Source organism: Saccharopolyspora sp. NPDC002686, from assembly GCF_040295745.1.
Taxonomy (GTDB): Bacteria; Actinomycetota; Actinomycetes; order Mycobacteriales; family Pseudonocardiaceae; genus Saccharopolyspora; species Saccharopolyspora oryzae.
Window position 1 is genome coordinate 1 of record NZ_JBEOVY010000161.1, and the last position, 16,732, is coordinate 16,732.

A 16,732-nucleotide genomic window follows, 5' to 3' on the forward strand; every position below is an offset into this window, starting at 1 on the left:
GCTCCCGCGTGCCGCACCAAGCTGCGCCGGTAGACGTCGAAGGCCACCGACGCGTCTTCGTCCCCGCCGGAGCGCGCCGCCAGCACCTCGCGCAGGTGCCGGCGAGCGGTTCGGCGTGGTGGATGACTGCCTCGACGTCGGCGTGGGTGATGGCGCCGTGATGTCCGGTGCCGCGGATCGTCGCGAGGTCGACCCCGTGCTGGGCGGCGAGCTTGCGCACCGGGGGAGTGGCGATCGGCCGGTGAGGTGGCGGTTCGGCGGCAGGTTCGGGTGGTGCGGGACCGGCCGGGGCTCCCTGCGCGCCGCCGGAGATGACTGCCATGGGGGCACCGACCGGCACCGTCTGACCTGGCTCCACGAGCAGGCGGTCGATGATGCCGGTGTCGAAGCATTCGACTTCGACGATGGCCTTCTGCGTGTCCACCGCCGCGATCAGGTCTCCTTTGTGGACGGTGTCGCCGGGCCGGACGAGCCATTCGACGAGGGTGCCCTGGTCCATGTCCGCGCCGAGTGACGGCATCCGGAATTCCGCCACGTCAGCTCACCGCCCGTCGCGCGGCGGCCACCACGTCCTCGGGTTGCGGAAGTGCGGCTTCTTCGAGGTGCTTGGCGTAGGGCATCGGTACCTCGGCGCTGCACACCCGCTCGACCGGGGCGTCGAGGTCGTAGAAGCAGTGCTCGGTGATGCGGGCGGTGATCTCGGCGGAGAGGCTGCCGCTGCGCCACCCCTCGTCGATCACGACCGCGCGGTGGGTGCGGCGTACCGAGTCGAGGATGGTCGGCTCGTCCAGCGGGCGCAGCGTGCGCAGGTCGATGATGTCCGCCTCGACGTGGTCGGCGGCGAGTTGTTCGGCGGCGGTCAGCGTTGTGGGCAGGGTGCCGCCGTAGGTGATGAGTGTTACGTCGGTTCCGTGGCGGCGGTGGGCGGCGGTGTCGATGTCGACGGGTTCGGCCGGGTCGTCGAGCTCGCCGGTGGCGTTGTAGAGCGAGCCGTGCTCGAACATCAGCACCGGGTCCGGGCAGGCGAGTGCCGGGCGCAGCATGCCGCGGGCGTCGGGGAGTGTGGCCGGGGCGATGATGCGCAGACCGGGGATGTGGGCGTACCAGCCTTCCAGGCTGTGGGAGTGCTGGGCGGCGAGCTGGCGTCCGGCTCCGGTGGTCATGCGGATGACCAGCGGAACGTTGAGCTGGCCGCCGGACATGTGCAGCAGGGTGGCGGCGTTGTTGAGGATCTGGTCGAGGGCGAGCAGGCTGAAGTTGACGGTCATGATCTCGACGATCGGTCGCATCCCGGCCAGGGCCGCGCCGATGCCGGCTCCGACGAAGGCGGACTCCGAAAGCGGGGTGTCCCGAATGCGCTCCGGGCCGAACTCCTCCAGGAGACCGAGGCTGACGGCGAAGCATCCGCCGTAGCGGCCGACGTCCTCGCCCATGAGGAACACCCGCTCGTCTTCGCGCAGCGCATCCCGCAACGCCTCGCGGAGGGCATCGCGGTAAGTGCTCTGCGCTGAGCTCATGCAGTTCCGCCTCTCCGTGATTCACAGTGGTGGTTGCGTTCGGTGTCGATCTTGCATTCCGCAGTTTCTTGTGGCTGGTTTGCGTCACGTTCCCCTGAGGTGCGGTTGAGCAGGACCGGGGTTGACACGGGGCTACTCGCTGTAGACGAATCGGGTCAGGTCCGCTGCTGGTTCGAGGGGGCCGGTGCGGGCTTCGGCCACTGCCTGGTCCAGTTCGGCGTCCACCTCGGAGTCCAGGGTCGCTCGGGCGTCGTCGTCGAGGTCGCCGTCGGTGCGCATCCGGGCGGTGAGCCGGTCGATCGGGTCGAGCTGCTTCCACTGCTCGACCTCGGCCTTGTCCCGGTAGCGTTCGGCGTCGTACATCGAGTGCGCCCGGAACCGGTAGGTCCGCAGTTCCAGGAAGCACGGCCCCGGGCTGGCGCGCATGGTCTCCACCGCGCGGTTCCCCGCAGCCGCTACTGCTTCGACGTCCATGCCGTCGACGGCCCATGACGGCATTCCGTAGGAGCTCGCTCGCAGCGCCAGATCGGTTTCGGCCTGTGCTCTGGCCAGTGCGGTGCCCATGGCGTAGAGGTTGTTCTCGCAGCTGAACAGGACCGGAAGCCGCCACAGCGCGGCGAGGTTCAGGCATTCGTGGAACTCACCTTCGGCGACTGCGCCGTCGCCGAACAGGCATGCGGTGACCTGCGGCCGGTCGCGCATGGCATCGGCGAGCGCGAGCCCGACGGCGATCGGCAGCCCGCCGCCGACGATGGCGTTGCCGCCGTAGAACCGGCGGGAGACGTCGAAGAGGTGCATCGACCCGCCGCGGCCACGGCTGCACCCGGTGGTTCGGCCGAACATCTCGGCCATCACCGAGACCATCGGCACACCACGAGCCAGGGCATGACCGTGTTCGCGATAGGTCGACACCACGGCGTCGTCGGGGCTGAGCGCCTGCATCAGCCCGGCGGCCACGGCTTCCTCGCCGATGTAGAGGTGCATGAATCCGCGGATCTCCGCGGCGCTGTAGAGCTCGACGCAACGCTCTTCGAAGCGCCGGATCCGCACCATCTGCCGCAGCAGTTCGGTGCGCTGCTTGGCCTTCGCGCCGGTTGCCGATGTCTCTCGTCGGTTCATCGAGCCTTCTCCAACGTGGACAGGTCGCCTTCCGGCAGCCCGAGTTCTCGTGCTTTGAGCAGCCTGCGCATGACCTTGCCGCTGCGGGTGTGCGGGAGGTCGTCGTCGAAGGTGAGCTCCTTGGGGGCCACGGCACCGAGTTGACGCCGTCCGAAGGCCAGCAGCTCGGTGCGCAGCTCTTCGCTCGGGGCGTGCCCGGGGCGCAGGGACACGAACGCCTTCACCAGTTCCCCGGCCATCGGGTCCGGCTTGCCGATCACGCCGGCTTCGGCCACCGCGGGATGTTCCATCAGCGCGCTTTCGACCTCGAAGGGCCCGACGAGGTGTCCGGCGGACTTGATCACGTCGTCGGCCCGCCCGACGAACCAGTAGTAGCCGTCGGCGTCCCGCGCGGCGATGTCCCCGGTGAGGTACCAACCGCCGGCGAAGGAGGCGGCGTAACGGGCCTCGTCGTGCAGGTACCCGCGGAACATCGAGGGCCACCCAGGGCGCAGCGCCAGTTCTCCCTCGACGTCGGCACCGGTCAGTTCTCGAACCTCGCCGCCGTGGACGAGTGCGCGACCGTCCTCGCCGCGTTCCAGCAGGGCTGCGTCGATCCCGGGCACCGGGCGCCCCATGGACCCTGGCCGGATCTCCTCGCTCGGGTAGTTGCTGATCATGATCGCGCCGGTCTCCGTCTGCCACCAGTTGTCGTGGACCGGCAGTCCCAGCACTTCCTGGCCCCACACGACGACTTCGGGATTGAGCGGTTCGCCGACGCTGGCGATGTAGCGCAGGGCGGACAGGTCGTAGCGGGACGCCAGTTCGGGTCCGTGCCGCATCAACATCCGCAGCGCGGTCGGGGCGGTGTACCAGACGGTGACGCGTTGCTCGGCGAGCACGTGGTACCAGCGCCGCGCGTCGAACTCACCTTCATCACTGACCACGATCGCCCCATGCGTCAAGGGCGCGATGATCCCGTACGAGGTACCGGTGACCCATCCCGGATCCGCGGTGCACCAGAACACGTCATCCGGTCGCAGGTCGAGCGCCTGCGCTGCGGTGGTGTGGTGGGCGACCACCGCTTCGTGGACGTGCACCGCGCCCTTGGGGGCTCCGGTGGTGCCGCTGGTGAAGTGCAGCAACGCCCAGTCCTCCGGGGATGTCGACGGGATGTCGAAGGCGGGATCGGCATGTGCGAGGGCATCGGCCAAGTCGGTGGTTCCGGGCTCGGCGGTGGGCTCGCCCACCAGGAAGACATGCCGGAGGTCTGGCAGGGCCGAGCGGAGTTGCCGGATCTTGTTCCGGTACAGGCGGTAGGTGGTGACCAGCACGGCACCGCCGCCGATCCGCAGCCGGTCGAACACCGGCTGCGGGCCGAAGGCGGAGAACAACGGCGCGAGAACGCAGTCGGCCTTCAGGGTTCCGAGCGCTGCGGTGTACAGCGCTGGGACGCGTCCTAGGAGGGTGAACACGCGTTCGCCCCGTTGGACGCCGTGCTCGCGCAGCACGTTGGCGAACTTGCCGGTCTGGTCCCGCAACTCGGCGTAGTCGATCTCCGTCACCTGGTCTTGCTTGTCCACGCAACGCAGGGCCGTGGCTTGCGCTCGTACGCCAGCGGCGTGCCGGTCCACGGCTTCGTGAGCGATGTTCAGCCCTCGCCCACCGGGCAGGCCGGAGAGCTGGGAGCGAGCCGTTGCCCAGTCGAACTCAGCCCGGGCCTGCTCGTAATCACCGAGGTTCGGCCGGGCGCTCAGCTCACATGGCTTGCTGATGGGCGCCCACCGCATCACGTCCCCTCTCCCCGTCCTCGTGACCAGGTAATCCCGCAGCCTGCCCGGTCGCTAGAGGACAACGGCACTCACGGGATGGACGCGCTACCGAGGGAGTTCCGGCGGGTCATCGTCAGAGCCATGTTTCGATCGCGAGGAGGTCGCGCATGGAGATGACGCCGATGACCATGTGCCCTTGCTTCACCGGCAGGTGGCGGACTCCGGCGTCGAGCATCCGGCGTGCGACGTCCTTGGTGTCGTCGCTGACGGTCGCTGTTTCGAGCTGCTGGGTGGCGAACGAGAGGGCCGTCGACTCCTGCGGATCAGCTCGTTCCGCGATCGCCCGGACCACGTCGCGCTCGGAGATGATGCCGACGATCCGGTCGTTGTCCAGCACGGCGAGGGCTCCGACGTGATCATCTGTCATCTTCCGAGCCACTTCAGCGAGCGGATCCGATGCCTCGCAGGTCAACGTCCCGACGTGGAAGACTTCATCGACTCGCACGGCTTCCCTCCCCTTCAGCCGGTGGTTGGGCGAGCGGTCGTCCGGGCTGGGCGGCGGACGTCCGGTCACTGCCCTTTGCGGGCCACCGGGATCTCCTTGCGCGCCTCGGCTTCTCGGCGTGGCATGCGGATGGTGAGGATGCCCGCCTCGTATTCGGCTTTGACGTCGTCGGTGTTGCAGTTGGTCGGCAGCAGCAGGGTGCGGCTGAACCTGCCGTAGTGGAACTCGCTGTGGCGTTCCGAACGTTCTTCGTGCTTGCGTTCGGCGTTGATCTTGAGCTGGTTGCCTTCGACGTTGATGTGGATGTCCTTGTCGGGGTCCACACCGGGAAGTTCGCACCGGACCACGAACTCGTCCTTCTCGGTGTAGGCCTCCACCCGCATCGTGTGGCGTTCGCCGAAGGGCCACTCGGTTTCGAACATCTGGAAGATGTCCGGCAGGCCCAGGCCAGATCGGGGCTGCAAGCTGGTCATGATGTCCTCCCGAGGCGAAAGGTGCCTGGACTCAGCGTCCGTCAGGCAAGCACCGGGGGCTAGGGCCGACCGGCCCGTTCCCGCCAGACGAGCAGTGGGCATGCCGATCGGGCTGAGCGAGAAACCGTTGGCGCTGAGATGAACTGGGATACCAGGTGGAATCCCGAGTTGTGCGACCTCGGCGCAGCCGTACGGTCGAGGTGAGGGGAGGCCTTGAACGGGCTTGCTCGGTGAGTAGTTGCGTTACCTGCGCTGCGCTCGGCGGGCGCGTCTTGCGGTACGTGACACCGTGCTCGGTACCCACCCGAATTCGCAGTTTCCTGCCAGCTCCGCGATCGACTTCGGGAGATGCCAGATGAAGCCCAGAACTGGAGCGTCACGAGCGCCCTTCGTCGCACCGGGCGGTGTCGGAAAGGCGATGGATCTGGAGCGGCTCGGTTCCGCCGATCTCGCGGCGGACTTCCTGTCCTGGTACCGCGAATTCTCCGCGTCCCGCAGCACCACATCCCTGGCCCACCACTACGTGGCCTACCGGGCGTTCGTCCGCGCGAAGATCGCGTGCCTGCGATGTGCACAGGGTGCGGATGCGGCAGCGGACGCGGTGGCTCTGACCGCCATCGCCCTGCGCCACCTGCGCACCGCGCAGATCAGGCTGGTCCTGGTGGGTGGGCTTCCGGGAACGGGTAAGACGACCGTGGCCGGCGCGCTGGCCGATCGCGTGTGCGCTGTCATGCTCCGCACCGACCAGCTCCGCCGCGAGCTCCCCGGTGCTGCTCAGCTCGCCGCACATGCGGGATGCGGACGAGGCCTGTACGACAGCGACAACGTCCACGGCACCTACAGCGAAATGCTCACGCGCGCCCGGACTCTGCTCGCGCACGGGGAGAACGTGGTGCTGGACGCGAGTTGGAGCAATGCCGAGGAACGCGAAGCGGCCAGGGCGGTGGCGCGCGAAACATCTGCCGCACCGTCCGAGTTGCACTGCGTCGCGCCGGCCGAGATCAGCGAAGCCCGCATCACCGCCCGCCGGGGGCGCTGGATCCAGCAGGTGACGGTGGAAGAAGTTGAAGATCCGATCCCAAGTGCCTGCTGCCGACTCGTGGTGGCCCAGTCGCCGGGGGATGAACCCCTGGACATCCCGTCATCGGCCGACTTTGATGCGGAATGAAGCCGAGTGCGGGCCCGTGGTGATCTCGACGGTGCAAAGCTCTGTCCTATGTGGAGTGAATTGATCGTGCTGATCCGTTCGGCGATTCCGGACGGTGATGGTGGACGGGATCAACCAACGAACCGGATCGGTTGAGCGGTCAGCCACTGGCCAGGAGGACAAGACCGAGCACAGGTGCAGTCCGTTGCCGCAGATGGCGTCCGCATCCATCCTCACGATCGCGTCGGTTGGCTGCTGCATGCAGTACCGGTTCGGGCATCTCCGACCACGTCAGCAGACCTGGGCAGTCGTGGCCAGCGCTTTCGTCGTCGGCTCCTGCTGTCAGGGCTGCTCTTGCATTCTGATGAACTGCCCGTGCCAGGTGTGTACTAAATCGCTCTGCTCTGGGCGTTGACCGACAACATGCCGACGATCTGGTCACCTCGCAGGGTGTCATAGCCGGGAAATGCCGTGGCGTCGGCTGCGTGGAGACCAGGTTGGTTGCGCTCGAGTAGTGGGTGTTCCACATCATCGCCGGACCCCACTCGATCTGCACACCACCGCTAGCTACGCTTCATCAACGGAGGCCGTCCCACCAGCCGCGAGGCCATCGAGACGCGGGTCCTGCCGGGACTCCTGCATGACTACCCGTGCTGGGAGACCTGCGGCTACTGGGCCGCGCAGGAGAAGACCACCGGCACTTTCCTGGGCTGGTTCGAGTTCCGGCCGTTGGACGAGCACAGCACCGCCGTGGTCGAACTCGGCTACCGCTTGAACCAGGCGGTATGGGGGCACGGCTACGCCACCGAGGGGTCCCGGGCCCTGATCCACAAGGGGTTCACGGACCTGGAGGTCGAGCGGGTCATGGCGAACGAGATGACCGTCAACACCCGTTCCCGCCGCGTCATGGAGAAGTCGGGCCTGTGCTTCGTCCGGAACTTCACCGGGGACTGGCCGGAAGCGATCGAGGGCTCCGAACACGGTGAAGTCGAGTACGAACTCACCCGGACCGAGTGGGAACAGCGGTAGACATCGACGGCCCAGTCCGCGACTCTTGACAATTTCTCGAAGTAGACCGGAGCATTCGCCAGGCCGCGATCGGCCGTGTCGGTACGGCCATGCTCAGTCGCGCACTTCCGGGTAGACGCGAGCGTGATGCTGGTCGGCCTCGTGCTGTGGCGTTACTACCGGTTTCCGCTACCTCCGGTCATGCCCCACATCATCAAAACCATCATCAGCACGCAGACGACCGCGACGAGCACGAAGCCGACATTGACCACTCCGGTGGCGACCAGGGCAATGGCGATCGCCAGCATCGGGAGGCAGCAGACGATCATCATCCAGTGGTGCCACCCGCGGTGCTTGCCGCCGGTGCCATGCTCGAGGCCAGACGAGCTGGTCATCGCAAGCCTCCACAACGACAACTGGACTCGCGGGGTGCACCCACTGATTCCGGGTTCGGCAAGGGACGCCTTATGGCGTTCTGTGTTCCAGCGAGGCCGGGGTGTAGCCGAGACTGCGGTACAGCGGGCAATGTCCCAGTGCACCGGTGACTGCGAGATCGGCTCCCGCCATTGCCAGCAGGATGTCCAGGGCGATCGCAAGGAGCCCGGAGGTCGACGTCAACAGCAGCGCACCCGCGAGGATCGCGGCAAGGACGACCACGACACGACCGACTCGCTCCGGCGGGGTGATGTTCAGAACGGGGCGCCTCATGGGTACCTCCCTGGCGTACAGCCCCAGCGTTAGCGGGGCCGAGCCGGCCAGTAGAGGCGAACGGCCCTGGCTGCTCGGAGGCCGGGCGACGCGCCTCAGCGACATGTGAGGCGCTCGTTGACGAGGGCGCTGTTCCAGTGAGAGGTCCACATGTCTGTTGTCGACTTGGTCGTGCTGGTCGTCGCCGCAGCGGGCGTGGGTGTGGTGGCCTGGTACTTCTTCGGCCCCCGGAGCGCCTGTACCGCTGAGCTGACCGGCGGGGTGCAGCGCGTCGAGGTGACGGTCCGGGGCGGGTATCGACCGGAGACGATCCGGGTCCGGCAGAACGTGCCTGTTGAGCTGGTGTTCAACAGGCAGGAGGAAGGGGACTGCACCTCTCGCGTGGTTTTCGCCGATCTGGGAGTCACTGCCGCGCTGCCCGCGTTCACCCGGACCGCGGTGTGCCTGACTCCCACGCGTGCGGGTTCGTTCGGGTTCGCCTGCGGGATGAACATGATCCACGGCAGGCTCGTGGTGGAGCCTGATGGCCAGGCCGGTAGTGAGGCCCGTGTGGAGGGACCATCCGAGAGCGCCCCGGTGGTGACCGGTGCGGGGGCGGCTGAGGAGGAGGCTGCGCAGGCTGCTGAGCGCGCGGCGGAGATCAAGGACTTGACCCGCCGAGTGGTCGTGGGTGTGGTGTTGACGGTGCCGGTGCTGTTCGCGGTCATGGCGAGCGAGCTGTTCCGCGTCAGCTGGGTGCCGCCGGTGCTGCTCGACCGGTGGATGCAGCTGGTGTTGATCACGCCGGTGATGCTGTACGTGGGCTGGCCGATTCACCGCAGCGGGTGGCTGACGCTGGCGCATCGCAACGCCGACATGAACAGCCTCATCACGTTGGGCACCGTCGCGGCCTACGGCTACAGCCTCGTCGTCACCTTCGCCCCCGGTGCGTTCCCGCCCGAGACGCGGGAGGTGTACTTCGAGGCCGTCGGGGTGATCCTGACGCTGATCCTGCTCGGTCGATTGTTCGAGGCCCGCGCCAAGGCAGGCACCGGGGAGGCAATCCGCGACCTGCTGGGCATGCAGGCCCGCACCGCGCGCGTGGTCCGCGACGGGGGCGAAGCCGAGATACCCGTCGAGGAGGTGGCGGTCGGCGACGAGATCCGCATCCGGCCCGGGGAGAAGATCCCGGTGGACGCCACCGTGCTCTCCGGCGGTTCAGCAGTGGATGAGTCCATGGTCACCGGAGAACCGATGCCAGCGACCAAGCACGCCGGCGACACCGTCATCGGCGCCACCATCAACGGCACCGGCTCCCTGCGGGTCCGAGCGGCCAAGGTCGGCGCCGATACGATGCTGGCCCAGATCATCCGCCTGGTGCAGGCCGCGCAGGCCTCCCGCGCGCCGATCCAGCGCCTGGCCGATGCCACCTCGGCGTACTTCGTGCCCGCAGTGATCGTCATTGCGATCATCGCCTTCGCCGCGTGGTTCATCGTCGGACCGCCCCCGACGACGACCAATGCCCTGGTGTCCGGGGTGGCGGTGTTGATCATCGCCTGTCCCTGCGCGCTGGGGCTGGCGACCCCGTTGTCGATCATGGTCGGTACCGGCAAAGGCGCGAAAGCCGGGATCCTGATCCGCTCCGCCGAGGCGTTGGAGACCGCGCACAAGCTCGACACCATTGTGCTGGACAAGACCGGCACCATCACCCGAGGTGCACCAGCCCTCACCGACCTCCACGTCACCGGCGACCGCGACGAGCGGGAGCTGCTCGCCCTGGTCGCCGCTGCCGAGACCGACAGCGAACACCCGCTGGCGGAGGCGATCGTGGCCGGAGCACGGCAGCGCGGCCTGGAGGTGCCGCAGGCGGCGAACTTCACTTCGATCACCGGCAAAGGTGTGCGTGCCACGGCTGCGAGCCACACCGTGCTGGTCGGGACCAGAACGCTGCTGGCCGACGCGGGGATCGACGCCAGCGAACTCGATCAGCCCGCTGCCGCGTTCGCGGAGCAGGGCAAGACCGCCATCCTGGCCGCCCTGGACGGCGAGCCCGCTGGTGTGCTGGCGGTGGCCGACACGGTCAAGGACGACTCGGCCGCCGCGATCGCCGCGCTGCACCGCCTCGGCATCGAGACCGCCATGATCACCGGGGACGACGCGCGCACGGCCGCGGCCATCGCAGGCCAGGTGGGGATCTCCCGCGTGCTCGCCGAGGTGCTGCCGGAACACAAGGCCGACGAGATCCGCCGCCTGCAAGCAGAAGGGCGCCGTGTGGGCATGGTCGGCGATGGCATCAACGACGCCCCCGCGCTGGCTGCCGCCGACGTGGGGTTGGCGATCGGCACCGGTACCGACATCGCCATCGAGTCCGCCGACATCACGCTCATCTCCGGATCGGTGAGCGGGGTTCCGGTCGCGATCCAGTTGTCGCGAGCGACCATGCGCAACATCCGCCAGAACCTGTTCTTCGCGCTCGTGTACAACGCCGTCGGCGTGCCCATCGCCGCAGGTGTGCTGTACCCGGTGCTGGGCCTGCGCCTGTCGCCGATCCTGGCCGCCGCAGCGATGGCCTTGTCATCGCTGTCTGTGGTGGGCAACTCCAACCGCCTGCGCCGCCACCGCACCACGCCGCCACGAGCAGCGGGCCGTGTCACCGGACAGCCGCAGGTGGCGACACGAGCCCCGACACCCGCTTCTGACCAGAAATGATGACGTCCCCATGCCATACCCAGAGCCCAGCGCCGAAGCGGCTCCAGGGGGATGGGTCGGGGTTTCAGTTCAAGTCCGGCCGCGGTCTCGGACTCCCGCCGGGTGGTTGACGTCGCTGCGAGTTTGCACGCAGGTCGCTGTCCGCGACGCTGTGGACCACAATGCGCGCCTGACGCGATTTAGGCAGCGCATGCGCCTTCAGCCTGGCTCCGAGGAGGGCTACTGCGTGACCCCGCCGACCGCGTGGCCCCGGCGGAGTCGATGATCCGCCGCACGACCACCATGCTGCGGCTGCCGGTGACGTGGCAGCTGGCGGTCCTCTACGCATTGACCTTCGGCGGATTCGTCGCGTTCAGCGTCTACCTGCCCACCTACCTCAAGACCGCTTTTGGTCTCGACCCGACGGACGCGGCGTTCCGCACCGCCGGATTCATCGTGCTCGCGGTCGTCTGCAGACCCCTCGGAGGTTGGCTTTCCGACCACATCTCCGGAATCCAGGTGCTCGGTGCATGCTGCGTGCTCGCCGGGCTCCTGGCGGTGCTGGCGTCGGTTGAACTGCCCTTGGTGCCCTTCGGCACGATCGTGTTCCTCAGCCTGGCCGCGGTCCTGGGTGCCGGTGCCGGGGCAGTGTTCGCACTAGTCGGCACCCTCGCCCCAGAAGGCAAGGTGGGAGCAGTCACCGGCGTTGTGGGCGCCGCCGGTGGCCTGGGTGGATTCTTCCCGCCCCTGATCATGGGATCGATCTACGCGGCCGTCGGCGACTACACCTACGGTCTCGTGCTGCTGGCGGCAACCGCCCTGCTCTGCGCTTTGATGACCTACACCGCGCTGCGGCACAGAGCAACCACCGCATGAGCGAACTGCCACCTCAAGAACCAGGTCGCGGCTGTCGCTCTCGGAAGGTGGGGACCTTTGCCATCTCACGCACGGTGAGTGGGCGATCGTAGTGTAGGCGTATGGATGGCGTTGTGAATATCGTGCCGCGCACGTCCCGCGCCCAGAACCTCTTCGAGGAGCAGGTGGGCAATGAGTTGGCCGTGTCGCAGCAATACGTTGCGATCGCAGTGTGGTTCGACCAGCGGGATCTTCCCCGGCTGGCTTCGTACTTCTACAGGCACTCGCTGAAGAAGCGCAATGACGCGATGCGGATCGTCCAATACATGTTGGACAACAACATAGAGGTCGAGATTCCGGGAGTTCCGGCCGTCCGCAACACCTTCGAGGATCCCAGTGAGATCGTTGCCCTCGCCTTGGAGAAGGAGCGCGCCGTGACCGACGAAGTCACGGCCTTGTCGCAGACGCTCCGGCAGGATGCCGATTACCTCGGCGAGGAGTTCATGCGTTGGTTCTTGGCCGAACAGGTCGAACAGGTCTCCGAGATGACCACGATGCTCGATGTCATGGACCGCGCGCAGGGCAACATGTTCGACATGGAGGACTACCTCGAACGAGACCCTGTCGGCGACGACAGGAACGAATCGGCAGCCCCGCGCGTGGCGGGCGGGAAGCTATAACCCAAAGCAGGGGCTGTGCTGGTGGGGCGGTTGATGCAGGTTTTCTCGATGCTGTGAACTTCGTGCGAATTCTGATTCGTGATCGCTGGTTGCGCGTCTCGTATCTACCTGTATGAGGCCACGACGTTCGTTACGCGCTGGTCGAGCATGGCGGCGGGCGGCTGTCCGCCCGCCGCACCGTGCGAGCGGTGATAGTTGTGGTGCGCGTTCCACATGCAGAGGGCATCCGCGCGCTGCTGCTCGGAGGTCCAGGTGCGGGCGTAAAGAAACTCTTCGGCCAGAATTCGGTTGTAGCGCTCCACTTTCGTCCGTTTGTGCCTCGCACCGATCAAGGACCGGGTGAACGCGTCTGCGCGATAGCACGGGCCGTTGTCGGTTACCACCTGCTCGATGTGGGTGATCCCGTGCGCCGTGAACCAGGCCCTCGCGCGGTGCATGAAGCCTGTCGCGGTGGCGGCTTTCTCGTCCGGCAGAGGTTCGGTGCAGGCGAGGCGGGTGTGGCCGTCGACGGCGGAGTGCAGGTACACGTATCCGCGTTTCCCGGTCTTGGTCTTCGATCGTGCCGCCGCGCGGGCTTGCTCGGAGTCGCGGCCGTGGACACGCCACCCGTCGCCGTCGGGAATGCGGCCAACCTTCTTCACGTCCACATGCACCATGTGCCCTGGCCGCTTCGCGACGATGGGGCGGGGTCGCCGGTTGGTGTCGCCGTCGGGGTCGATGAATCTCCGCCGGTTCAGCCCGAGTCGGCCGATGATCCGGGTAACGGTGCGACGGCTGATCTGAACGCCGTCGTCGTTGAGTTCGAACGTGATCCGGGATGCGGACCACTTGCACTCGCGCCGCCAGGTCTCGATCTGCTCGACGACCTCCGGTGGTGTCGGGGTCGGTTGACGTCGCGGGGTGGATGACCGGTCCAGCAGGCCGACGTCTCCGTAGCGGCGCCACCGGTTGAACCACTTGGACGCGCATGCCCGCGAGATGCCCATCTCGGCTGCGACGCGGGAACCGGACGATCGCTGCAGCGGTCGACGAGACGTCGCCGTCCTTCGAAACTCAGCGGCGCGTTGCGGTGTGCCATGGGGGTAGTCCTTCCGTAGGCTCGCCGTGGGACGAGCCAAGATGGTTGAGTGTCGTTTATCGCCCGCGCAGCGTTGCGATCGCCGCAACGAGCGCCAACGCTGGCATGACGATGGCCGCGACAAAGCCCGCCTGCACACCCGCCGTCAACGCAATCTTCCCTGCTCCGACGGTATGGGAGACGAGCACTGTCGTGGCAATGGCGGCCCCCAATGCACCTCCGATCTGGAACGACGCGGTGTTCGTCGCTGACGCGACTCCGGCATCGCCGTCAGGCACGCCGGACAGCGCGGCCACGGTGCCTGCCGCGGTCGCCGCTCCCAGGCCGCAGCCGAAGAGGACAAGCCCGCCGAAAAGGTCAGCGAAGTACGTGCCGTCGACGTCGATCCTCGTCAGCAAGACTGCGCCGCAGCCGGCACAGACGGCAGCTCCTGCCGCCACGAGGCGGACGCCGACGCGGCCGACGAGCGCCTGGGCGGCGTAGGAACCGACGAACGCCATCAGCGTCAACGCGATCGTGCCCATCCCGTACCGCAGCGGCGAAAACCCCAAGACCTGCTGCCCGTACGTGGAAGTCAGCATGCCGATCGCCCACGCGGCCATGCCGATCTACAGCACGACGGCGTTGCCACCGACCAACGACCGAGACCGGAACACGCCCAGCGGCACCAGCGGGCGATGGCGTTCGCGACTCGATCCAACAGAATGCGACGGCCAGCACGACGGCAGCCGCTGCCAGCACGAGCGTCTGCACGCTGGTCCATCCTGCTTCGGGCCCCGCGCGATCACCGCGCATACCAGCACCAACGCCCCTGTCAGCGTTACCGCGCCCGGTACATCGAAGCGGCGGCTCACCGTGGTGTCGCGGCTTTCCCACAACAGCGCGGGCGCCGCCACGAGCAGAACCGCCGTCACGGGAAGGTTGAGAAAGAAGATCCACTCCCAGCCAAGGAGGTCGGTCAGCAGTCCACCGATGAGCAACGCCGCCGTCGCGCCAAGGCCGCCGACACCACCCCAGACCGCGAGTGCCTTGTTCCGCGCCGTGCCTTCGGGGAATGTCGTGATCAGCGGGCAAGCCACTGATCCACCGTCGGACGCGACACCCCGGCCAGGTCCGCGACCTCCTTCTTCAACCGCCCTTCCGCACACCACAACACAATCCGGGCCCGGGTCGCCACCGCCGCCGACACGCCCGGACTGTTCACCAGGGTCCGCAACTCAGCCCGCTGCTCCACGCTCAACTCCACCCACCCGGTCAACACCAAGATCGGTTACAAACCCTCTCGGTCACGCAGGAAACGGATCGCGGCGTCACGGAAAAGGAATCGAACCACTGGAGACATGAGCACGGACCGACCGCGCGAGTGCCGCTACAGATCCGTCTTGTCGGCGATGGCGACGCGCGAGGACCTTTCGCCGTTCCGCCTGGCACGGTGGGCAGCGAGCAGGAGAGCCAGCACGCTGACCGCGCCAAGGACCATCAGGGGCGCGAGTGCCCAGGTAAAGCTGCCCGTGGCATCCTTGATCTCCCCGATCACCCAGTTCCCGCCGAACGCGGCCAGCGAGCCCAGCGCGTTGACCATGGCGACACCGGCAACCGATTCACGCTTGCTCATCCATTCCGTGCACAGGCTCCAAAACGGCCCCTTTGCGGCATACGTGCCCACGAGGACGACGGAAACGATGACCAGGAAAATCACCGGCGACGAACCGAACGGCACGAACGCGAGCGCGATCGCGGAGAGACCGATCGGGATCGCGGTGGCGCGGACACGTTCCGCACGCCGGTCGGAGAAGCGGCCCCACAGCACCATGCCGAGGACGGCGATCGCGAATGGCGCGGCGTTGAGCCAGCCGACCTGCGCGTTGCTGAGACCGAACGTCTTCATCATCTGCGGTTGCCACAAGGACAGCCCCTGGCTGATGGCGGCGGTGGATGCGTACACCAGCGCCAGCAGCAGGATCGTCTTGTTGAGCAGCAGTTTCCGCAGCGGCAGGTGGCTGTCGTCGACCGCCTTCTCCTGGTCGCGCAGCGCGGACTCAAGCCATTGACGCTCGTCGTTGGGCAGCCACTTGGCGTCACCCGGTCGAGAGGGAAGCACGATGAACGCGAGGAATCCCATGAGCACGGCGGGCGCGCCCTCGATGATGAACAGCCATTGCCAGCCGCTGAGCCCCAGGAATCCCTCTAGGCCGAGGAGATAACCCGATATCGGCGAGCCGAGCACACTGGCCATCGGGATGGCCATGCTGAACCACGCGATCACCCTGGCCCGGTATGACGGGGGAAACCAGAAGGTGAGGTAGAGAATGACCCCGGGAAAGAAGCCCGCTTCGGCTGCGCCGAGCAGGAATCGCAGCACCGTGAAGGAGGTCGGGCCGACGGCGAAGGCCATGCCGACCGCGACGATGCCCCAGGTGATCATGATGCGGCCGATCCACCGGCGGGCACCGACCTTGGCCAGCGCGACGTTGCTGGGCACTTCGAGAAGCACGTAGGCGAGGAAGAACATCGAGGCGCCGAGCCCGAACTGGGAGGCGCTCAAGCCGAGGTCGTCGTTCATCTGCAGCCCGGCGAAACCGACGTTGGACCGGTCGATGTAGGCGATCAGGTAGGCGACCACGAGGAAAGGTAGAAGCCGGAAAGAGATCCGCCGGATCGCGGATCGCTCCACTGAGGATGTGGTCCTCGCCGCGAGTTGGTCGTCAGGCATGCAAACGCTCCTGGGAGAGATCGAGCCGATACACGGAATCGGCCGTGGCGTGAAACAGATCGGCCTGTTCGGCGGCGGACAGGCGCGCGGCGGCCTTCGCGAAGGCGTTCCACAGCACCCGGTAACCGAACATGCCTTTGTCGACGGGGAAGTTGCTGGCGAACATGCAGCGCCGGGGGCCGAACCGCTCGAGACACGCGTCGAGGTAGCGACCCATGGCTGCGGCCAGCTCGTCGGAGGATGGCGGTGTAGCGCGCTCGTCGAACCGGAAGCCGAACACGCGCAGCCCGGCCCCGGATAGTTTCATGTGGACGGTGGGATACCGGGCGAGCTCCGTGACCTGCTCGAGCCAGTTCTCGAACACCGAGCCGGACCGCTCGGCGTAGGGCCCGACTCCGAGCGGTCCACCGAAGTGGTCGACGACGATCGTGGTGTCCGGACAGGCACGTACCAGCTCGGTCACCACGGCAGACGCCCAACACCAGTGGCTGACGGATACCCGCGCATCGCG

The 16,732-nt window shown here is 67.2% G+C and carries 18 protein-coding genes and 1 pseudogene; 5 read left to right on the forward strand and 14 right to left on the reverse strand.

Annotated elements, in window-relative coordinates; all coding sequences use genetic code 11:
- The 6 genes from ABTZ89_RS21170 to ABTZ89_RS21195 all read right to left on the reverse strand — a co-directional run.
- On the reverse strand, window positions 1-520 hold a 520-nt coding region (locus ABTZ89_RS21170; protein ID WP_351047250.1), incomplete at its 3' end, for a biotin/lipoyl-containing protein.
- Between the two features lie 16 nt (window positions 521-536).
- A complete protein-coding gene (locus ABTZ89_RS21175) occupies window positions 537-1,517 on the reverse strand; it encodes an alpha-ketoacid dehydrogenase subunit beta (RefSeq protein ID WP_270950954.1) in 981 nt (326 codons plus the stop codon).
- A 132-nt stretch (window positions 1,518-1,649) separates the two neighbouring features.
- Complete coding sequence (pdhA, locus tag ABTZ89_RS21180) at window positions 1,650-2,636, reverse strand: pyruvate dehydrogenase (acetyl-transferring) E1 component subunit alpha (protein ID WP_270950955.1); 987 nt, start codon at window positions 2,634-2,636, stop codon at window positions 1,650-1,652.
- Window positions 2,633-4,405, reverse strand: a complete 1,773-nt coding sequence (acsA, locus tag ABTZ89_RS21185; RefSeq protein WP_351047254.1) for an acetate--CoA ligase — start codon at window positions 4,403-4,405, stop codon at window positions 2,633-2,635. The genes pdhA and acsA overlap by 4 nt, the downstream gene beginning before the upstream one ends.
- Before the next feature lie 115 nt (window positions 4,406-4,520).
- Complete coding sequence (locus tag ABTZ89_RS21190) at window positions 4,521-4,892, reverse strand: CBS domain-containing protein (RefSeq protein ID WP_351047257.1); 372 nt, start codon at window positions 4,890-4,892, stop codon at window positions 4,521-4,523.
- A gap of 65 nt (window positions 4,893-4,957) precedes the next feature.
- A complete protein-coding gene (locus tag ABTZ89_RS21195) occupies window positions 4,958-5,365 on the reverse strand; it encodes an Hsp20/alpha crystallin family protein (RefSeq protein ID WP_270950961.1) in 408 nt (135 codons plus the stop codon).
- Between the two features lie 418 nt (window positions 5,366-5,783).
- On the opposite strand from ABTZ89_RS21195, the gene ABTZ89_RS21200 reads away from it, so the two are divergent.
- Window positions 5,784-6,533, forward strand: coding sequence for a P-loop nucleotide/nucleoside kinase family protein (locus ABTZ89_RS21200; protein WP_351047261.1), 750 nt, complete (start codon window positions 5,784-5,786; stop codon window positions 6,531-6,533).
- A gap of 555 nt (window positions 6,534-7,088) precedes the next feature.
- Window positions 7,089-7,541 (forward strand): GNAT family N-acetyltransferase, encoded by a 453-nt coding sequence (locus ABTZ89_RS21205; RefSeq protein WP_351047288.1) that lies wholly within the window; start codon window positions 7,089-7,091, stop codon window positions 7,539-7,541.
- A 155-nt stretch (window positions 7,542-7,696) separates the two neighbouring features.
- Here the strand turns inward: ABTZ89_RS21205 and ABTZ89_RS21210 are convergent, their stop codons facing one another.
- Both ABTZ89_RS21210 and ABTZ89_RS21215 read right to left on the reverse strand, forming a co-directional pair.
- Complete coding sequence (locus ABTZ89_RS21210; RefSeq protein WP_351047263.1) at window positions 7,697-7,915, reverse strand: hypothetical protein; 219 nt, start codon at window positions 7,913-7,915, stop codon at window positions 7,697-7,699.
- Window positions 7,916-7,985: 70 nt separating this feature from the next.
- The gene (locus tag ABTZ89_RS21215; protein WP_351047266.1) at window positions 7,986-8,228 is read right to left on the reverse strand and encodes a YgaP-like transmembrane domain; all 243 of its coding nucleotides are present in this window, start codon (window positions 8,226-8,228) and stop codon (window positions 7,986-7,988) included.
- A 150-nt stretch (window positions 8,229-8,378) separates the two neighbouring features.
- Here ABTZ89_RS21215 and ABTZ89_RS21220 point away from each other — a divergent pair, with 150 nt between their 5' ends.
- The 3 genes from ABTZ89_RS21220 (at window position 8,379) to ABTZ89_RS21230 (ending at window position 12,430) form a co-directional block, all read left to right on the forward strand.
- On the forward strand, window positions 8,379-10,916 hold the full coding sequence (locus tag ABTZ89_RS21220; RefSeq protein ID WP_270950967.1) for a heavy metal translocating P-type ATPase: 2,538 nt from the start codon (window positions 8,379-8,381) through the stop codon (window positions 10,914-10,916).
- Between the two features lie 261 nt (window positions 10,917-11,177).
- Complete coding sequence (locus tag ABTZ89_RS21225; protein ID WP_351047270.1) at window positions 11,178-11,771, forward strand: MFS transporter; 594 nt, start codon at window positions 11,178-11,180, stop codon at window positions 11,769-11,771.
- A 101-nt stretch (window positions 11,772-11,872) separates the two neighbouring features.
- Window positions 11,873-12,430: a ferritin gene (locus ABTZ89_RS21230; protein WP_351047273.1), complete on the forward strand. Its 558-nt coding sequence runs from the start codon at window positions 11,873-11,875 to the stop codon at window positions 12,428-12,430.
- 104 nt (window positions 12,431-12,534) lie between these two features.
- On the opposite strand, the pseudogene ABTZ89_RS21235 reads toward ABTZ89_RS21230, so the two are convergent.
- The 6 genes and pseudogenes from ABTZ89_RS21235 to ABTZ89_RS21260 all read right to left on the reverse strand — a co-directional run.
- A pseudogene (locus ABTZ89_RS21235) lies at window positions 12,535-13,508 on the reverse strand (IS481 family transposase).
- 56 nt (window positions 13,509-13,564) lie between these two features.
- Window positions 13,565-14,110 (reverse strand): MFS transporter, encoded by a 546-nt coding sequence (locus ABTZ89_RS21240; protein ID WP_351047276.1) that lies wholly within the window; start codon window positions 14,108-14,110, stop codon window positions 13,565-13,567.
- Window positions 14,111-14,116: 6 nt separating this feature from the next.
- Window positions 14,117-14,587, reverse strand: coding sequence for an MFS transporter (locus tag ABTZ89_RS21245; RefSeq protein WP_351047279.1), 471 nt, complete (start codon window positions 14,585-14,587; stop codon window positions 14,117-14,119).
- Window positions 14,572-14,742 (reverse strand): helix-turn-helix domain-containing protein, encoded by a 171-nt coding sequence (locus tag ABTZ89_RS21250; protein WP_270950996.1) that lies wholly within the window; start codon window positions 14,740-14,742, stop codon window positions 14,572-14,574. Before ABTZ89_RS21250 ends, ABTZ89_RS21245 begins: the two co-directional genes overlap by 16 nt.
- A 135-nt stretch (window positions 14,743-14,877) precedes the next feature.
- Entirely contained in the window at window positions 14,878-16,131 is a 1,254-nt protein-coding gene (locus ABTZ89_RS21255; RefSeq protein WP_351047282.1) for an MFS transporter, read from the reverse strand.
- An 82-nt stretch (window positions 16,132-16,213) separates the two neighbouring features.
- Window positions 16,214-16,732: amidohydrolase family protein (locus ABTZ89_RS21260; RefSeq protein ID WP_351047285.1), on the reverse strand; the 519-nt coding region annotated here is incomplete at its 5' end.

Bases quoted from the DNA above. Each gene is read 5' to 3' on its own strand.
- ABTZ89_RS21175 (WP_270950954.1), bottom strand. From the start codon at position 1,517: ATGAGCTCAGCGCAGAGCACTTACCGCGATGCCCTCCGCGAGGCGTTG.
- pdhA (WP_270950955.1), bottom strand. From the start codon at position 2,636: ATGAACCGACGAGAGACATCGGCAACCGGCGCGAAGGCCAAGCAGCGC.
- acsA (WP_351047254.1), bottom strand. From the start codon at position 4,405: ATGCGGTGGGCGCCCATCAGCAAGCCATGTGAGCTGAGCGCCCGGCCG.
- ABTZ89_RS21195 (WP_270950961.1), bottom strand. From the start codon at position 5,365: ATGACCAGCTTGCAGCCCCGATCTGGCCTGGGCCTGCCGGACATCTTC.
- ABTZ89_RS21200 (WP_351047261.1), top strand. From the start codon at position 5,784: ATGGATCTGGAGCGGCTCGGTTCCGCCGATCTCGCGGCGGACTTCCTG.
- ABTZ89_RS21210 (WP_351047263.1), bottom strand. From the start codon at position 7,915: ATGACCAGCTCGTCTGGCCTCGAGCATGGCACCGGCGGCAAGCACCGC.
- ABTZ89_RS21215 (WP_351047266.1), bottom strand. From the start codon at position 8,228: ATGAGGCGCCCCGTTCTGAACATCACCCCGCCGGAGCGAGTCGGTCGT.
- ABTZ89_RS21220 (WP_270950967.1), top strand. From the start codon at position 8,379: ATGTCTGTTGTCGACTTGGTCGTGCTGGTCGTCGCCGCAGCGGGCGTG.
- ABTZ89_RS21225 (WP_351047270.1), top strand. From the start codon at position 11,178: ATGATCCGCCGCACGACCACCATGCTGCGGCTGCCGGTGACGTGGCAG.
- ABTZ89_RS21230 (WP_351047273.1), top strand. From the start codon at position 11,873: ATGGATGGCGTTGTGAATATCGTGCCGCGCACGTCCCGCGCCCAGAAC.
- ABTZ89_RS21240 (WP_351047276.1), bottom strand. From the start codon at position 14,110: ATGGCCGCGTGGGCGATCGGCATGCTGACTTCCACGTACGGGCAGCAG.